General features: G+C 44.6%; 17 protein-coding genes. 7 read left to right on the forward strand and 10 right to left on the reverse strand.

The window, feature by feature from the left end:
• Positions 1 to 98 precede the first annotated feature (98 nt).
• Positions 99 to 1,025, reverse strand: a complete 927-nt coding sequence (locus AB4375_RS07045) for a M14 family metallocarboxypeptidase (protein ID WP_372051248.1) — start codon at positions 1,023 to 1,025, stop codon at positions 99 to 101.
• 174 nt (positions 1,026 to 1,199) lie between these two features.
• Here AB4375_RS07045 and AB4375_RS07050 point away from each other — a divergent pair, with 174 nt between their 5' ends.
• Complete coding sequence (locus tag AB4375_RS07050) at positions 1,200 to 2,105, forward strand: DUF808 domain-containing protein (RefSeq protein WP_372051249.1); 906 nt, start codon at positions 1,200 to 1,202, stop codon at positions 2,103 to 2,105.
• A gap of 117 nt (positions 2,106 to 2,222) precedes the next feature.
• On the opposite strand, the gene pyrC is transcribed toward AB4375_RS07050, so the two are convergent.
• Together pyrC and AB4375_RS07060 are read right to left on the reverse strand one after the other, a co-directional pair.
• On the reverse strand, positions 2,223 to 3,251 hold the full coding sequence (gene pyrC / locus AB4375_RS07055) for a dihydroorotase (protein WP_017070686.1): 1,029 nt from the start codon (positions 3,249 to 3,251) through the stop codon (positions 2,223 to 2,225).
• Positions 3,252 to 3,443: 192 nt separating this feature from the next.
• Positions 3,444 to 3,602, reverse strand: coding sequence for a YqaE/Pmp3 family membrane protein (locus tag AB4375_RS07060; RefSeq protein ID WP_017059962.1), 159 nt, complete (start codon positions 3,600 to 3,602; stop codon positions 3,444 to 3,446).
• A 218-nt stretch (positions 3,603 to 3,820) separates the two neighbouring features.
• On the opposite strand from AB4375_RS07060, the gene AB4375_RS07065 reads away from it, so the two are divergent.
• Positions 3,821 to 5,677, forward strand: a complete 1,857-nt coding sequence (locus tag AB4375_RS07065) for an MOSC N-terminal beta barrel domain-containing protein (RefSeq protein WP_372051250.1) — start codon at positions 3,821 to 3,823, stop codon at positions 5,675 to 5,677.
• Between the two features lie 106 nt (positions 5,678 to 5,783).
• Here the strand turns inward: AB4375_RS07065 and nadE are convergent, their stop codons facing one another.
• Entirely contained in the window at positions 5,784 to 6,614 is an 831-nt protein-coding gene (gene nadE / locus AB4375_RS07070) for an ammonia-dependent NAD(+) synthetase (protein ID WP_017062768.1), read from the reverse strand.
• 109 nt (positions 6,615 to 6,723) lie between these two features.
• Between nadE and AB4375_RS07075 the strand changes: the two genes are divergently transcribed.
• Both AB4375_RS07075 and AB4375_RS07080 read left to right on the forward strand, forming a co-directional pair.
• Entirely contained in the window at positions 6,724 to 7,245 is a 522-nt protein-coding gene (locus AB4375_RS07075; protein ID WP_017064305.1) for a nicotinate-nicotinamide nucleotide adenylyltransferase, read from the forward strand.
• Positions 7,246 to 7,272: 27 nt separating this feature from the next.
• A complete protein-coding gene (locus AB4375_RS07080; RefSeq protein WP_017064306.1) occupies positions 7,273 to 7,758 on the forward strand; it encodes a hypothetical protein in 486 nt (161 codons plus the stop codon).
• Between the two features lie 133 nt (positions 7,759 to 7,891).
• Here AB4375_RS07080 and AB4375_RS07085 read toward each other — a convergent pair whose 3' ends face one another.
• On the reverse strand, positions 7,892 to 8,518 hold the full coding sequence (locus tag AB4375_RS07085) for a hypothetical protein (RefSeq protein WP_017064307.1): 627 nt from the start codon (positions 8,516 to 8,518) through the stop codon (positions 7,892 to 7,894).
• A 175-nt stretch (positions 8,519 to 8,693) separates the two neighbouring features.
• Between AB4375_RS07085 and AB4375_RS07090 the strand changes: the two genes are divergently transcribed.
• The gene (locus AB4375_RS07090; RefSeq protein ID WP_372051251.1) at positions 8,694 to 9,800 is read left to right on the forward strand and encodes a 1-acyl-sn-glycerol-3-phosphate acyltransferase; all 1,107 of its coding nucleotides are present in this window, start codon (positions 8,694 to 8,696) and stop codon (positions 9,798 to 9,800) included.
• A 154-nt stretch (positions 9,801 to 9,954) separates the two neighbouring features.
• Here AB4375_RS07090 and AB4375_RS07095 read toward each other — a convergent pair whose 3' ends face one another.
• Entirely contained in the window at positions 9,955 to 10,554 is a 600-nt protein-coding gene (locus AB4375_RS07095) for a hypothetical protein (RefSeq protein WP_050643301.1), read from the reverse strand.
• A 103-nt stretch (positions 10,555 to 10,657) separates the two neighbouring features.
• Here AB4375_RS07095 and AB4375_RS07100 point away from each other — a divergent pair, with 103 nt between their 5' ends.
• The gene (locus AB4375_RS07100) at positions 10,658 to 10,954 is read left to right on the forward strand and encodes a YnjH family protein (RefSeq protein ID WP_372051252.1); all 297 of its coding nucleotides are present in this window, start codon (positions 10,658 to 10,660) and stop codon (positions 10,952 to 10,954) included.
• 36 nt (positions 10,955 to 10,990) lie between these two features.
• Here AB4375_RS07100 and AB4375_RS07105 read toward each other — a convergent pair whose 3' ends face one another.
• Entirely contained in the window at positions 10,991 to 11,290 is a 300-nt protein-coding gene (locus AB4375_RS07105; RefSeq protein WP_017062761.1) for a YfcZ/YiiS family protein, read from the reverse strand.
• 530 nt (positions 11,291 to 11,820) lie between these two features.
• On the opposite strand from AB4375_RS07105, the gene AB4375_RS07110 reads away from it, so the two are divergent.
• Positions 11,821 to 12,282 carry a TetR/AcrR family transcriptional regulator gene (locus AB4375_RS07110; RefSeq protein ID WP_004731875.1) on the forward strand — a complete coding sequence of 154 codons (462 nt, stop codon included), beginning with the start codon at positions 11,821 to 11,823 and terminating at the stop codon, positions 12,280 to 12,282.
• Between the two features lie 300 nt (positions 12,283 to 12,582).
• Here the strand turns inward: AB4375_RS07110 and AB4375_RS07115 are convergent, their stop codons facing one another.
• The 3 genes from AB4375_RS07115 to AB4375_RS07125 form a co-directional block, all read right to left on the reverse strand.
• Positions 12,583 to 13,365 carry a heme ABC transporter ATP-binding protein gene (locus tag AB4375_RS07115; RefSeq protein ID WP_017067953.1) on the reverse strand — a complete coding sequence of 261 codons (783 nt, stop codon included), beginning with the start codon at positions 13,363 to 13,365 and terminating at the stop codon, positions 12,583 to 12,585.
• A complete protein-coding gene (locus tag AB4375_RS07120) occupies positions 13,365 to 14,402 on the reverse strand; it encodes an iron ABC transporter permease (RefSeq protein ID WP_017064312.1) in 1,038 nt (345 codons plus the stop codon). The genes AB4375_RS07115 and AB4375_RS07120 overlap by 1 nt, the downstream gene beginning before the upstream one ends.
• A gap of 103 nt (positions 14,403 to 14,505) precedes the next feature.
• Entirely contained in the window at positions 14,506 to 15,393 is an 888-nt protein-coding gene (locus AB4375_RS07125) for a hemin ABC transporter substrate-binding protein (RefSeq protein ID WP_017062757.1), read from the reverse strand.
• Positions 15,394 to 15,451: the final 58 nt, after the last annotated feature.

Below are 15,451 nucleotides of genomic sequence, written 5' to 3' on the forward strand. Positions count from 1 at the left end.
CTATTGGGGGTCAGTTCATAGTCATTTGTGGCTCTTTTAGTTCTTGGCTCTTAGTTATTAGTCTAGGTGCTCGGTTCTAGTTATTAGCGGGTATGAGCTTATGCGTTCAATTCGTGCTGAATAACGTAGTCTAAAGCACCAACAACAGCAGCAACTTGAGCATCATTACACTCTTCGTCTGTTACTTTGTCACTGTCTGGGTAAACCTCTGTGGTTGTACCGTACTTACAGTCAGTCACGCCGCCACATAAGCCAAGCTTCTTCATTGGGTAGTTGATCACGCCGTGTTGAGTGACGTCTGAACCAATGATCTTGCCTTCGTCATCCGCAGGCGCAATGTGGGTTACTTTTTCAACTGAAGCGATGACAGCAGCTTGGAATTCAGGTTGTGGGTTTTCAGTATCGCCAACAGTGTAGAAACCGTCTGGGATCATACCTTCGATGTACTCAATGCCATCACGAGCTGCGAGTGCAGGTCGGAATTCAGTTTCATCAGAGTCAGTCGTCTCATGCAGGTCAACGTGAACCAATACTTCTGGCAGAGACGCTACTAGAGCTCGTAGGTTTGCTGATTCTTCTGCTGGCGTACCGTCGTAGAAAGAGCGGTTTGGATCAACAGCATTTGGATTCCAGCGGTTGATCACTTCGTATCCCCAAGGGCTCACACAAGGTGCGACAACAATGTTGAAGTGCGCCGTGTATTTTTCTGCTTGAGTCGCAGCGAATTTGATCGCGCCATGCACGCCACTGGTTTCGTAACCGTGAACACCACCTGTTACCAGAATCGTCGGCTTTGACTCGTCCCAGTTTTTGCTCTTGATAGCGAAGAGTGGGAAGCGAGCTTCGTCGTAGCTCAGTGCGCCGTATTGTTCGATGTCAAAGCGGTCTGCCAGTGCTTTAATCTTTGGTACAACTTCTTGCTGGTATTCACGCTTAACCGTTCGTTGAGCTAACCATGCTTCACGTTCTGCTTCTTGCCATCTTTGTCCTGGCTTACCAATTGGGTAGGAGTATTCACTTTTCATCTATACTTCTTCTTTTATGTTCGCGAAAGATGAGGACAGACTAGTCCTGTCTAGCTGAGACGGCAATAGAAAACACAACTTGTGACTCTATTTTTTACAGACTCATAACTTTGACGAGTGAATTGATGGTGTTACATTTTATCAATTGTTTAATCCCTTAAAAGAGACCATAAAATGGCTGGAGCAAGTTTATTAACGCTACTGGATGACATTGCAACCGTATTGGATGATGTCGCACTGATGTCTAAGGTCGCAGCGAAAAAAACAGCTGGTGTGTTGGGGGATGATTTAGCGCTGAATGCCCAGCAGGTATCCGGTGTTTCTGCTGAGCGAGAAATCCCAGTGGTATGGGCGGTTGCCAAAGGCTCATTTAAAAACAAGCTGATTTTGGTGCCCGCGGCATTATTGATCAGTGCCTTTATTCCTTGGCTGATCATGCCTTTGCTTTTGATTGGTGGTCTGTTTCTTTGTTTTGAGGGCGCAGAGAAAATCTTAGAGAAGCTCTTTCCTCATGCTCATCATGATGATGAAAAGGGGGAAGATACGAGTACTGGTGAATCCATAGAGGAATACGAGAAGAGAAAGGTCGCTGGCGCGATTCGTACCGACTTCATCTTATCGGCGGAAATCATCGTGATAGCACTGGGTACTGTGACGGGTACAAGTATCGTGACTCAGATTCTTGTGGTGAGTTTGATAGCGGTTGTGATGACGATTGGTGTTTATGGCTTAGTGGCAGGGATCGTTAAGCTGGATGATTTAGGTTTCTATCTCCAACGCACATCAAATGGGAGTGCCATTAAAACCCGATTGGGTAATGGGTTAGTCGCATTTGCACCAAATCTAATGAAGATGCTTGCGGTTGTCGGCACGGCTGCGATGTTCTTGGTTGGCGGCGGTATTGTGGTACACAACGTTCCAGCAATTCATCACTTAATTGAACCGATTATTATGGACTTCAGTGGACATACGATTGCGACTGCGGTGGTACCAACGCTATTAAATGGTGTGATTGGGGTTTTATCTGGATTGATTGTCGTTGCTATTTGGACTGCTATCGGAAAAATTCGCGGTAAGTAATCGTTAAATTACTGCTGGGAATAAGACAGTCTTTCATCGAAACAAAAAAGGGTCACCATAATTACTATGGTGACCCTTTTCGCTAAATGGAGGGTGTTTATTTAACAGCCCAAGTGCTTATTTTACAGACCAAGCAATCGCCTCGCCGCCACGGATTGGCACAACAATGTCTGAACCGAAAGGCATTGTCTCAGATACATTCCACTCTTCTTTTACTAGAGTGATGGTGTCTGTGTTACGTGGGATACCGTAGAAGTCAGGGCCATTGTGGCTCGCGAAACCTTCTAGGTTCTCAAGCTTACCTTCTAGCTCGAATACTTCTGTGTACAGCTCTACTGCAGCGTGCGCAGTGTAAGAACCCGCACAACCACATGCTGATTCTTTAGCGCCTTTCGCGTGTGGTGCTGAGTCTGTACCCAAGAAGAACTTCTTGCTGCCGCTTGTTGCCGCTTCGATAAGCGCTAATTGGTGAGTGTTACGTTTAAGGATTGGTAAGCAGTAGAAGTGTGGCTTAATGCCGCCAACCAACATGTGGTTGCGGTTGTAAAGCAGGTGGTGAGCGGTGATAGTCGCAGCAACGTTGTCGTTCGCGTTCTTCACGAAAGTCGCAGCATCTGCAGTTGTGATGTGCTCTAGAACAATCTTCAGGTTAGGGAAGTCGTTCACAATCGGTGCAAGTACTGTGTCCAGGAACTGCTTCTCACGGTCAAAGATATCAACATCGTGAGTCGTTACTTCACCGTGTACCAAAAGTAGCATGCCAACTTCCTGCATTGCTTCTAGTACGTGGTAGATGTTCTTAGCAGAAGTTACGCCTGAATCAGAGTTTGTTGTTGCGCCAGCAGGGTATAGCTTCGCTGCTACAACAGCGCCAGATTCTTTTGCTTTACGAATTTCATCAGGTGTTGTGTTGTCTGTTAGGTAAAGTGCCATCAGAGGCTGGAATTGTTCACTTGGCTGCTCTGCCATGATGCGTTCACGGTAAGCAAGAGCCATTTCGGTATCGGTTACCGGTGGGATGGTATTTGGCATGATTAACGCTCGACCATTGTAACGACTGATATCGCGAACTGTATCTTTTAATACTTCGCCATCGCGTAGATGAACGTGCCAGTCGTCAGGACGAGTAATCGTAAGTTGTGTCATTGAAGGCTCCCACCATTTGAAGTGTTATGTAGTTGGAGCCTAAACTCAGCGAAATCTGTGAAAGCAATCGCTTACGTTTAGGCGACAGGATGATAGTGGAAAAGTACTTTCATTTCATCCTATTTTTAACTCTTCATGGCTAGGAGCTTGTTTTTATGGATATTTTATTCGGTATCTATTTGTTAATAAGGGTTAGCGGGTGGCTACCCACAGACCATGGATCATTCCTGGAACCCAGAAGAAGAAAGTAAGAATGATATTAATCACCAAATCTTTACCTGCGCCACGAGCGAAGAACACGCCAACAGGCGGAAGCAGTACACATAAGATGATAATGACGAGTTTGTTCATGATAAATCCTTTTTATTCAATGAAGGTTCAATGCGATAACCGTGTTTAAATTATAGAACGTATGGCGAAAGCTAATGCATTGGTGTCTTTATGTATATAAGACAGTCGTTTAAACATCTCAAGATATTAGCTTAGTATCAAGTGTTTAATGCCTGCCAGTTTATCTATTTATAACCATTTGTTAGCATTGGGACAAACAACAAAACATTGGAATCGTTATGTCGCAGTCACCTATAGATCGAAAGGCTTCAGAGCAAGCTCCTTCCTTATCTCAAATCAACGTGTTTCCGGTTAAATCAGTAGGTGGAATTGCACTCTCTTCTGCTTGGGTCGAAAAACAGGGCCTTACCTTCGACAGACGTTTTATGTTGGCCTTGGCTGACGGCTCAATGGTGACGGCGCGTAAGTACCCTAAAATGGTCAAGGTGTCTTCTAGCTTGCAGCCAGACGGTTTGATTTTTACTTACGAAGGCAAAGAACCGCTGCGCCTAAAATATGCAAACTTCAAGATGCAAGAAGCGCCTGCAACAGTGTGGAAAGATAGCTTCACTGCCTATACCACCAACGACGAGGCGGATGATTGGTTTAGCGATGTGCTTGGTGTTCGCGTAGAACTTCTGTTCTGTGGTGAGCAATCTAATCGTGTTCGAGAAAAGCTTGGTCAGAATGTCAGTTTCGCCGATGGTTACCCGATGTTAATCATCAGCCAAGCTTCGCTTGATGAGTTGAATCGCCGTAGTCCTGAAACGCATTCCATGGATCAGTTCCGCACCAATTTTGTCGTCTCAAACACTGAAGCGTTTGCTGAAGATGGTTGGAAGCGCATTCGAATTGGTGAGGTTGAATTCGAAGCGGTGAAGCCTTGTGAGCGCTGTATCCTAACGACAGTCGATGTTGAGAGCGGCGAATTCAGAGCAACAAAAGAGCCACTCAATACCTTTTCTACGTTCAGAGCTAATGAACGTGGTGGCGTTTTCTTTGGTCAGAACCTAGTCGCGAAAAATGAAGGCTTGGTTAGAGCAGGTGATGTGGTTGAAGTACTCGAAACCAAAGAAAAAGAGCACTACGAAGACACTTGGGTAGAATCACTGCACTTAACTTGCGTCGAGCGTGAAGAGATTGCTCGCGACTTCACAACCTTTTGGCTAGAGCCAGCGAAAGAGAACCATTCATTACCAAGCTATCAGCCAGGGCAACATTTACCGATTGAGATGGTGATTGATGGCGAGAAGTTTTCTCGTCGTTACACGTTATCTTCTAGCCCTTCACGAGCGGGTCGTTTAGCGATTTCAGTGAAGCGAGTGGACGATGGCCAGATCTCTAATTGGTTGAATGATCATTTCCAAGTGGGCGATACGCTAGTTGCTCAAAACCCAGATGGTGCGTTCTACTTAGAAGCGAATCCAACTCACCCATTACTGCTGTTGTCTGCAGGCAGCGGCATTACCCCTATGTTGTCGATGCTTCGTTACTTGGCAGACCATGGTCAAATTGATGATGTGGTGTTCTATCACCAATGCAGCAGTGAAGAAGATATCCCTTATCAAGCTGAGATTGATAAGATCGCTCGCGAACATGCTGGTCTAAGTGTGATTTATTCACTAAGCCAACCAACGAAAGAGTGGGATGGTTTGTCAGGTCGTTTGAGTGTGTCTCATGTCGCCAAAATTGAGGACCTTCATAAGCGCCAAGCATTCGTGTGTGGCCCTGACGGCTTTATGGATAATGCTAAGAAATTGCTGATTCAAATGGGACTGAACCCTCAGCATTACCACCAAGAAGCATTTGGTGTTGCTCAGTCGACTGAAGAAGCTGTGAAACAACTGCAGTTGAGTGTCAACGGCTACCTATTCGAAGGTAATAACCAATCAACACTACTAGAGCAAGCTGAGTCGGCATGCGTGTCTATCGCATCAAGCTGTCGCGCGGGTTTCTGTGGTGCTTGTAAAGTGACCCTTGAGTCTGGGCAAGTTCATCAACCTGATGTACCGGCGTTGCAAGAGCATGAACGCAACATGGGGCAAATACTGGCGTGTTGCAGTGTGCCTCAAACTGATATCGAAGTTGTAGACTAACTCGGTAGGTCGGAAGGCCAGAAAGAAAAGCACATTGAATAGAAAAGGCCGGAAGTTCACTGAAATGAACTTCCGGCCTTTTTGATTCTAAGATTAATTCAAACAATTAATCGTAGATCGTTGGGATCGGTTGACGCTTGTGCTGTGTTGCTTTGTAGATGCCTACTAAGCGGTCTGACACGTCTTGAGGGACTTCTTTACCTTCAAGGAAATCATCGATTTGGTCGTAAGAAAGGTTCAATGCTGCTTCGTCGGCTTTCTGTGGGTCAAGCTCTTCTAGGTCGGCAGTAGGCACTTTCTTAACCAATAGCTCTGGCGCACCCAGCGTTGCTGCAAGTTCACGAACTTGACGCTTGTTCAGGCCAAACAAAGGCGCTAAATCACATGCACCGTCACCGTGTTTGGTGTAGAAGCCAGTGATGTTTTCTGCTGAGTGGTCAGTACCAATCACAAGACCACCAACGTAACCCGCAATTTCGTATTGCGCGATCATGCGAGCGCGAGCTTTCACATTACCTTTAACAAAGTCGATTTTTGCTGAGTCTGTTGGTAGTAAACCTGTACCTTCAAGTGCAACGTGAGATGCTGCGTGAAGCCCATCAACACCCGCTTTGATGTTTACAGAAACAGATTGAGAAGGCTGGATGAAAGAGAGAGCAAGTTGTGCTTCATCTTCATCTTTTTGTTCGCCGTAAGGTAGGCGAACCGCAATGAATTGGTAGTCGTTGCTGCCAGAGTTTTCATTCAGGCTATCCACGGCCATTTGTGCCAAGCGGCCACAGGTCGTTGAGTCTACACCGCCACTGATACCAAGGATCAGAGACTTGCAGCCTGACTGCTGAAGTTTCGTTTTAATAAAGTCCACACGACGAGTCACTTCGAAGTGAGGGTCAATTGAAGGTAGTACGCGCATTTCGTCACGAATTAACTGTTCCATTCGTATTCCTTTCCTGCAAGCAAATTAAAAATCTAGTGTTATCATACCTAAATCATCCGATTTAAAAACCTCTTTGCACAAGCTTAGAAAGAGAAGGCAGTAATAAACAATGGAAAAAATAGCCATTTTCGGTAGTGCGTTTAATCCACCGAGCCTAGGGCATAAAAGTGTGATTGATTCGTTGGCTCACTTTGACAAAATTCTACTCGTTCCAAGTATTGCCCATGCTTGGGGAAAAGAGATGCTAGACTTTGATACGAGATGTCAGTTAGTTAATGCATTTATCAGTGATCTTTCACTGGATCAAGTTGAGCTTTCGTTGATCGAAAAGAGCTTATTTACACCCGGCGAAAGCGTGACGACTTTTGCTGTACTCAGTGAACTGCAAAAGTTACATCGTGACGCTGAACTGACGTTTGTTATTGGCCCAGATAACTTCTTTAAGTTCTCATCTTTCTATAAATCAGATGAGATTACCGAGCAGTGGTCTGTAATGGCTTGCCCTGAAAAAGTGAAAATTCGCAGCACAGACATACGTAATGCACTGATAAGTGGAAGCGATGTTGCAAAACTGAGTACAAAGTCAGTTACAAAGATGTTGCAAGATAGTGGACTGTATCAGATAATGTGAGTTCACTAATCAAGAGGTCAGAGGACTATGCTAAAGAGCGCGATACCAGCGACGTTGATCATGGCAGCATGTAGTATGCCTGCGTATGCTGAGTGTGATTTTTTTAGCTTAGATTCAATCATGCTGACTTCTGATGAAGATGACAATTGTCTAGATTTCTCGACCAGCATTGAGTCTTTTGGCCAACGTATGATGGAAATCAGTGGGCTGAGCGATGATGAACCGGAAAGCACACCGGACTATTGGTCTGACTGGGTTCTTCAAACCAAAGACTCGCCATTGCTGACACAAAGCATTGAGTCAAACTATGTTGGCTTGGGTATGTGGTTTCCAGAAGACCTTGAAGATGAGCAGTATGATATGTCGACTGAAGAGTGGTTGATGAATCATGGTCTTCAACTCAGCATCGGTTTTGGCGAGAAAGTCGAAGGGCAGCCGCGTATGCGCTTTGATTATCGTTGGCACGACTCACGTGACGCCGACCTAATGATGCAGGTTGAGTTGCCATTTTAGACAGGCAGATACACAGATAGATTGCTATCTACGTCTAAATAGTAAGAATTAAAAAAGCCGCAAAAACTCAGTTTTTGCGGCTTTTTAGTATCTGGCTTGCTAGTTTAAATACCAACACTCACTTACTGCCAAGCTATAGATCTTCACCAAAAACAAGCATACACAGTTGTTCGAACTCTTCTTCTTTACCTGAGAACAGGTCATCAATCACAAGTGAACGTTTCTGGCCTGACTGCATGCGTTTCTTCGCTTCTCGCATCACCATCACCAGAGTGTGCTCTTGTGGCAGGTTTGAATCATCAATGTTCCATTGATTGAATCGCTGAGAAAGAGCACTTTCGCAAAGCAGTGGTTTAAACGACAACACTTCTTGCTTCAATACAGAAAGCATATCTTTAAACGCTTGTTCCGTATTATTGGCATTGGAAGCGCGAGCTTTGGTTTGTTCTAACTTTTCTAGTAGCGCCGAAGAGAGGTTAGTTTGCGTAATGTAACCCGCTTGTCTTGGGAATGAATCCGTCAAACGAACAGAAAAATCGACGCGGTTAACCTGAGTGTTTGGAAAGTAGGTCAGTGACGTTAGGCAGTCGTATGGAATCCAGACGCTTTGTCCTGGTTCAACGGCATACTCTTGTTTGCCTAACTTAATCAAAACCAAGCCACTTTGAACCGATACAAGGCTATGTTTAAGTACTTTCTTGCGTGGTGTGATCACCAAGTGTGAAAAGTAAGCCGATGTATATTCAATAGCGAAGTTCATAGATAGTACCTTAATTTTGGGGCGTCAAGATTACCGTTAATCTTAAAGAATGCCAACAATAACAGGGGATTTTCAATGTTTCTGGTCTGACCTTGTCAAAAGTATGGGCTCTGTAGCTGCGAGAAGTCAAAACAACGCGTAGAATGAGCCAGCTTTTTATTATATGAATTAAAAAATGACCTCTCCAACCGATCCATATGTTGATATTCGTCCTTACGGCGATGATGAAATTCCAGCGGCACTAAACCGTCTTATTAATGATGAAGAATTTATCAGTGCAATCTTGCACTACCGTTTTTCAAACCATGCGTCTTGGTTCAAAGCATTAATGAGCCCGATTTTGCGTGTGTACTTAAAAATGAAGTGGAGCAAGCTGACTAGCGTTGAGTCCATTCAGATTGAAGTGAAAAAGTACTTACGCGACACGTTAGCGAAAACCACCAACGGTGTGACGTACACTGGTGTCGAGTCACTGGATGCGAACCAAGCTTATCTGTTTGTATCAAACCATCGTGACATTGCTATGGATCCTGCGTTGGTAAATTACGCTCTGCATCAAAATAATCATCAGACTTGTCGTATCGCTATTGGTGACAACCTGTTGAAGAAGCCATGTGCGACTGAATTGATGCGTTTAAACAAGAGCTTCATCGTAAAGCGTTCTTTGAAAGGACCGCGTGAGATGATGAAAGCGCTAGGGCAGTTGTCTTCTTACATTAAGCACTCTCTAGAAACAGGCAACTCAATCTGGATCGCTCAAAAGGAAGGTCGTGCGAAAGACGGTAACGATTTTACTGAGCCAGCAATTTTGAAAATGTTCCACGTTGAAGGACGTAAGCAAAAAATTGCTTTCCCTGAATACGTGAAGTCATTGAAGATTGTTCCTGTGGCTATTTCTTATGAGAACGACCCATGTGACACGGCTAAAGCGATAGAGCTTTTCGAAAAAGACGTAAACGGCAGTTACGAAAAGGGTGAGTTTGAAGATATCGAAAGTATCATTCAAGGCATCATCGGTAATAAAGGACGCGTTCACGTTGGTTTCGGTCAGGTTATCGATCAAGATTTTGATACCCCTGAAGCGCTTGCTGAAGAGATCGATCGTCAGATCCACGATAACTACAAACTGTTCCCAGTAAACTTGCTGGCAGCTGAAAAAGAAGATGAGTCGATTACAGCGACTGTTAAGCAAGAATTTGAAGCTAAACTGTCGAGCCTGCCACAGGGTGCGCGTCAGTACTTGATCGATAGCTACGCGAACCCAGTGAAGAACATTGGTTAACGAGTGTTAGCTTGCTAGTTGATTAGCAACTTGATTGAATTGAAAAAGGAGCCTTGGGCTCCTTTTTTTGTTTCTGAATCGCTACTTGCTGCTGTGACCGAGTATTAACGTATTAGAGCAATAGAGCAATAGAGCAATAGAGCTTTAGCCTGAATTAGCGAGCGACTGCGCCACCGAGCTCTAGATTGGTTGGCCATGTGGTTACAGTGTTGCCGCCCAGATAGATGTTGCCTTTGACTGTCATGGTCTCGGGGAATGTTGTAATCCCAGAACCGCCTATATATAAGTCGCCATCAACCACGATCCCGTTGGGTAGCTCAGTCAAAGGAGTGCGGATCACGCTCAGATCGCCTTTCACTCTAAAGCCATTCGGTAGCCTTTCCAGTGGAGTGTCGGTGAGGTTGATAAAGCCGCCCACTCTTACACCTCTTGGCCAACTGGTGATTTGGCTGCCAATCAAGTCGACGTAACCTTTTATCTTAACCCCGCTCGGGACTCGAGCGAGTTGGCTGTTAGAGCCTTTTAGGCTGCCGTTCACTTCTAACCCTTTGGGCAGGCGTGTGATCGCAGTATTCTCTATATTGAGATTACCATCTACCACCAAGCCCGTTGGAAGTGATGTATAAGGCTTATTTCGTAGATATAAGTTTCCGTAATTATCGAGATGGTTCAATATTTGATAGTGATCGAGTGGTTCAGCACTGACATTTGTTATGGTTAAGGAACCAATAATAAGTGCAATTATTCTGAGCATAACAGGCTTCTTATTACGATAGACGCTTACACTATAATGGAAAAATTAATCTCGCATAGTGTTTTACCCATTTGGCGGTAGATTAACGAGGAATGGAGCAAAGATGATAGGTAAATTAATGATTAGAGTAAATATACGAATTATTAAGGTCTTTCTGATAGCCGCTTCAGTGTTTGGCTCAATGTCTGCGAGTGCCAACAAAGTAATTTCAACGCCCGGTAAAGCTGCGGTGGTGGTGACACAAGGCGGTCAACAGCAACGAGTTTGTTATTACGATGGCAAGGCTTATAGCATTGGGGCAGTGTTAGAGGTGGGGGGCGTAGTGATTCAGTGCGCTGCAGAAAACGATTTTGAGCAAAATGGGTCACTGGCTTGGGTTCAATTAAAAAAAGACGAGTAATTCACTCGTCTTTTAATAAGCATATAAATGCTTATATTAACGCGCTAGAGAGCGAGTCTTAAGTTCAAAAATAATCTTCTCAGCGCTAACTTCAAATTTAAAGCGAGCGTGCAACTCTGTGCTTTCTTCAGTCATCTCTGATGCTTCGAACTCAACGTTGCTAGACACTTGTTTAGCAAGTTCAACATACTTAGCAAACTCAGCTTCAATCAGTGCTTTTGAGTTTCCGTAAACCGTTACTTCAGCAACATCGTCGCCTTCTTTAATGATGAACCCGATTTCGCCTGCACAGCCGCAAGCCTCACATACATCGTTGTTACCAATATCTTGGCTCATAAATAATCCTCTTACAAAGTCTGAGGTTATTCTAACGAGCAATTTGAACTGTATCTACAAAAATTAAAACCTTTGAACTAATTTATACTGGTATGCTATGTTGTTTGTTAAGGTGTTTAATGAATATCTACATTCGCGCCGATAAATATGTATGTGATTTACCTCACGTTTTGTTGAAAAGGAATGTTATTAATTTGTCAGAATATCATTCACTTAGTTGCGCCAGAAATGATTTTATAAGACTATCTATCGCTTGATAAGTATTTATACAATGAATTTTTCGTTGGGTATTTCATATTCGAAGTCGTTATTTAAACTTATCGACTTAGGATTGTAAGGTGATTTTCGAAGAATAATTAGACAAAGTGTCCAAAGAGGCATCACTGTAAAATTGTTCGTACATAGTATTTGTGTGAATTTAGTTATAAATACTTGCGAAAAAATACCTTGCTCACATAATGCTGATAACGATTTTCATTCTGACTTCATTTGATTGAGTTAGATGGATTTACAAAGAGAAGAGCCTGAATATGCCAAAGCGTAGTAAAGAAGATACAGAAATCACGATCCAGAAAATCATGGATGCCGTTGTAGACCAGCTACTAAGATTGGGTTACGACAAGATGTCATACACGACGTTGAGTCAACAAACGGGTGTTTCTCGTACAGGTATAAGTCATCACTTTCCAAAGAAAACGGATTTTACTGCTGCTCTAGACGGTCGTATTTTCAAGATGTTCATGGAACACATTGACTTCGAAAATGGCCTTGACGCATTTTCAGCTAGCTGGGTTGCAGCACTTGAAGACGCTGAGTTCCTAGCAATTTTACGTTTACTTTTCCATCATATCGTTACTGCTGAGAGCGCTCATGAGTTCGCTGCAAACGGTATTGACCGTCTATACAAGCTGACTGAAACTCAGTTTGGTGATACTAGCGGTAAAGAACTAGAGTGGTTGATTGGTAAGTCATTGATTCGCATGAGTCAGTAATCAACACTCGATAAAAGAAGCTCCTACGGGGGCTTTTTTTGTGCCTGCTGTTTCACTTTTTGTGCGTTTTTCTCTTCAGTGTTAAAAGCTAAGTAACCCTAACAAGTAGAGTTCATTTCTAGAGCCTCAAATGCTCAAGGTGAGTCGTTTTGGTGCTTGCTGTTGTGGTTATTAATAAAATTGAGTTTAAGCCGAGAGAGTGGCTGTGAGCCAATAAAAAGCCCCGAACAAATCGAGGCTTAGGATTACGTCATTGTTATCAAGAACGAATACTCAAAACGAGTCGCTCCTTAATCGGACTTATTGTGCGGGGTGAACCTGAGGGAAGCTCATGGTTGGGTGTTTTTCTACGATACTTTTGTAACCATACACATCTTCTATCATCGAAGGTTTCAGTGCATCCCAAGGCTTGCCATCACACACCAAATTGCCATCTTTCAATACCACCAATCGATCGGAATACTGCGCGGCTAAGTTGAGATCATGCAAAACCACGATAACCGCGGCATTGTGGTTATCGGCTAATTCTCTCGCAATCTTTAAGGTGTTGTGCTGGTGGGCAAGATCCAGTGCAGAGGTTGGTTCATCAAGCATCAAAATACATTGGTCACCAGAGTGGTGAAGCTGAGTTAATACTCGAGCCAAGTGCACTCGCTGCTTTTCACCGCCTGATAGTGAAGGGTAAAGCCTTTCACTCAGGTGAGTCACATCAGCAACATCCATTTTTTGGCTAGCAATGCTAGTTAGTTTTTTGTTGGATTCTTGCAGAGGAATCCCACCAAGCTCGACAACTTCATGTGCCAAGAATGGGAAGGTCAATGTGCTGTGTTGAGGAAGCATAGCAAGGTGCTTCGCTAACTTTTGAGAAGGCCACTTGTCTTTGGTGTGTCCAAAATATTGGATATCGCCGTTGCTTGATATCTCTTGGCACAAGGCTTTAAGTAACGTGCTTTTCCCTGCGCCATTTGGCCCAAGCAGTGTGGTTACCTTTCCAGCCTCAATCTCAATAGAAACGCCATCTAATATCACTTTGCTGCCGAACTTCACTTCGATATCGGTCGCTTTTAACGCTGAAGGAAACATTAAAGGATTCTCCCTTTCTGTTGAAATAGTAGATACAAGAAGAAGGGGGCACCGATAATCGCAGTGACAATACCTACAGGTAGCTCTGCCGGAGCAAGTACCACACGTGAGAACATGTCTGCGGCGGTTAGCAGTAGTGCGCCTAGTACCGCTGATAGTGGCAACAGAACTCGGTGGTCCGGGCCTGCTAACATGCGACCTAAATGTGGGATAACCAATCCAATAAAACCAATCATGCCAGACAGGCTAACCGTGATACCAACGCCCGCAGCCGTCAGTAGAATCAGCTTTCGTTTAAGCTTTTGAACTGGGATACCAAGGTGTTGTGCTTCTGACTCGCCCAGTAATAGAGCATTTAGAGACATCGCTTGGCGGTAGAAAACAACAAACAATCCAACGAGCGTGACAGCAGCCAGCAAAATGCCTGACCACTTAGCGCCTGCCAATGAACCCATTGACCACAACGAAAGATCACGCAGCATTTGGTCATCAGCGATGAAGTTCAAGAACCCAATACCAGCCCCAGAGAGCGCACTGATCGCCACACCCGCCAACAACATGATGGTTACTGAGGTTCCGAATTTACCCGTGCCCAGTTTATAGACCAAGAGTGTGGTTAAAGCGCCACCTAAAAAGGCAAACACAGGAACCGCAGCAAAGTTCATGAAAGCAGGGTATTGAAGCGATAGCTCAGAGAACAAAACGATAGCCAGTGCAGCACCTAATGCTGCGCCCGCAGACACACCTATGATGCCAGGTTCTGCAAGTGGGTTTCGAAACAAACCCTGCATCACTGCACCACACAAGGCGAGGATCGCACCAATCAGCATGCACAAGATGGTTCTAGGTAAGCGGATCTCTTGAATCACTAAGTTGATGTGAGGTGCTAAGTCATTGTTTGGTTTAATTAAGCTTGTGGCGCTGTCCGCTAAGCTAATGTTCATTGGCCCAACAGTGATCGAGTACAGCGCGACAAAAGCTAGGGTTGCACCTAGAGCTAACATCGACGTTTTCAGTGGGACGGAGCGTAACAACATAAAGGGCCTCAATATCTATCGCTAACTTCGACCTCCTTCAACAACAGCGTGAGTCAGTTGGTGAGGGAAGCGAATTAGCGATAGCAGAAATAGGGTGGTTGAGTTATAGCGGGTAGATAAGTGCGTTTAGACGCTTTGCTTCAGAGAGGCTTTCTAGGCCAAGCCCGCCAACCAAAGCACTGCCATTTACGGTAATGATTTGCTTGTTCATACCTGCAGGCGTTGCCGCTAGCATAGGCAGTGATTTCAGGATGGCATCTGCGCCGCCCATTTTTTGATAACTACGGCCGCTTACTAAAATGACATCAGGTTGCATCTCAACGAGTGATTCCATTGAAAGTGGCTTGTAAGACGTTAAGCTCTGAGCGGCAGGGTTGATACCGCCAGCTAACTCGATGATTGCGTTTGGTGATGTTTCACCGCCAGCAACGTTGGCAGGGCGACCTTCATGCAGCAACAGGAATAGAACTTTCTTCGCTTCGTTGCTTGGTACTTGGTTCGCTTTCAGTGCTGCGATCTTTTGATTCACATCGGTTTTCACTTGCTGCGAGTGGTCTTCGGTATGGGTGATCTTTGCGATTTGGTCGATACGCTTTAATAGCCCTTCCACGTTTGCTTCAGTGTTAACAATCTCTACATCGACGCCTGCCGATTTTAATTGAGAGATAGCGTTGTCTGGTCCCATTTCATCCGAGCCAATCAATGTGGTTGGCTCTAGGGCGAGTAGACCTTCAGCAGACAGGTTTCGGTGATAACCAATCTTTGGCAGGTTTTCTCCTTGAGGGAAGTGGCTGGTCACATCAATCGCGACTAACTGCTCTTCGGCACCTAATGCCAAAACCAATTCAGTAACGGCACTACCAGCACTGATGATTCGAGGTTGTTCAGCGTCGTTGGCCATTGCGGGTGCGCTAAGTGCCAGGCTGATTGCAGCTAATGAAAGAAGAGGTGTCTTGGTCTTTAATTTATTGAGCACGTTTAAGTTGTTCATAATAAGTTCTTTATATTTTCTTTTTGTATCGCGAAGATACTCAGTGAGCAGTCCGTTC

The organism is Vibrio sp. 10N.261.51.C6 (assembly GCF_041471785.1).
Taxonomy (GTDB): domain Bacteria; phylum Pseudomonadota; class Gammaproteobacteria; order Enterobacterales; family Vibrionaceae; genus Vibrio; species Vibrio crassostreae_C.

What these genes read in the sequence shown, in the direction of transcription:
- AB4375_RS07115 (WP_017067953.1), bottom strand. Translation starts at nt 13,365, where the DNA reads ATGTTTCCTTCAGCGTTAAAAGCGACCGATATCGAAGTGAAGTTCGGC.
- AB4375_RS07060 (WP_017059962.1), bottom strand. Translation starts at nt 3,602, where the DNA reads ATGAACAAACTCGTCATTATCATCTTATGTGTACTGCTTCCGCCTGTT.
- AB4375_RS07095 (WP_050643301.1), bottom strand. Translation starts at nt 10,554, where the DNA reads ATGCTCAGAATAATTGCACTTATTATTGGTTCCTTAACCATAACAAAT.
- AB4375_RS07110 (WP_004731875.1), top strand. Translation starts at nt 11,821, where the DNA reads ATGCCAAAGCGTAGTAAAGAAGATACAGAAATCACGATCCAGAAAATC.
- nadE (WP_017062768.1), bottom strand. Translation starts at nt 6,614, where the DNA reads ATGGAACAGTTAATTCGTGACGAAATGCGCGTACTACCTTCAATTGAC.
- AB4375_RS07105 (WP_017062761.1), bottom strand. Translation starts at nt 11,290, where the DNA reads ATGAGCCAAGATATTGGTAACAACGATGTATGTGAGGCTTGCGGCTGT.
- pyrC (WP_017070686.1), bottom strand. Translation starts at nt 3,251, where the DNA reads ATGACACAACTTACGATTACTCGTCCTGACGACTGGCACGTTCATCTA.
- AB4375_RS07075 (WP_017064305.1), top strand. Translation starts at nt 6,724, where the DNA reads ATGGAAAAAATAGCCATTTTCGGTAGTGCGTTTAATCCACCGAGCCTA.
- AB4375_RS07080 (WP_017064306.1), top strand. Translation starts at nt 7,273, where the DNA reads ATGCTAAAGAGCGCGATACCAGCGACGTTGATCATGGCAGCATGTAGT.
- AB4375_RS07050 (WP_372051249.1), top strand. Translation starts at nt 1,200, where the DNA reads ATGGCTGGAGCAAGTTTATTAACGCTACTGGATGACATTGCAACCGTA.
- AB4375_RS07085 (WP_017064307.1), bottom strand. Translation starts at nt 8,518, where the DNA reads ATGAACTTCGCTATTGAATATACATCGGCTTACTTTTCACACTTGGTG.
- AB4375_RS07100 (WP_372051252.1), top strand. Translation starts at nt 10,658, where the DNA reads ATGATAGGTAAATTAATGATTAGAGTAAATATACGAATTATTAAGGTC.
- AB4375_RS07125 (WP_017062757.1), bottom strand. Translation starts at nt 15,393, where the DNA reads ATGAACAACTTAAACGTGCTCAATAAATTAAAGACCAAGACACCTCTT.
- AB4375_RS07045 (WP_372051248.1), bottom strand. Translation starts at nt 1,025, where the DNA reads ATGAAAAGTGAATACTCCTACCCAATTGGTAAGCCAGGACAAAGATGG.
- AB4375_RS07065 (WP_372051250.1), top strand. Translation starts at nt 3,821, where the DNA reads ATGTCGCAGTCACCTATAGATCGAAAGGCTTCAGAGCAAGCTCCTTCC.
- AB4375_RS07120 (WP_017064312.1), bottom strand. Translation starts at nt 14,402, where the DNA reads ATGTTGTTACGCTCCGTCCCACTGAAAACGTCGATGTTAGCTCTAGGT.
- AB4375_RS07090 (WP_372051251.1), top strand. Translation starts at nt 8,694, where the DNA reads ATGACCTCTCCAACCGATCCATATGTTGATATTCGTCCTTACGGCGAT.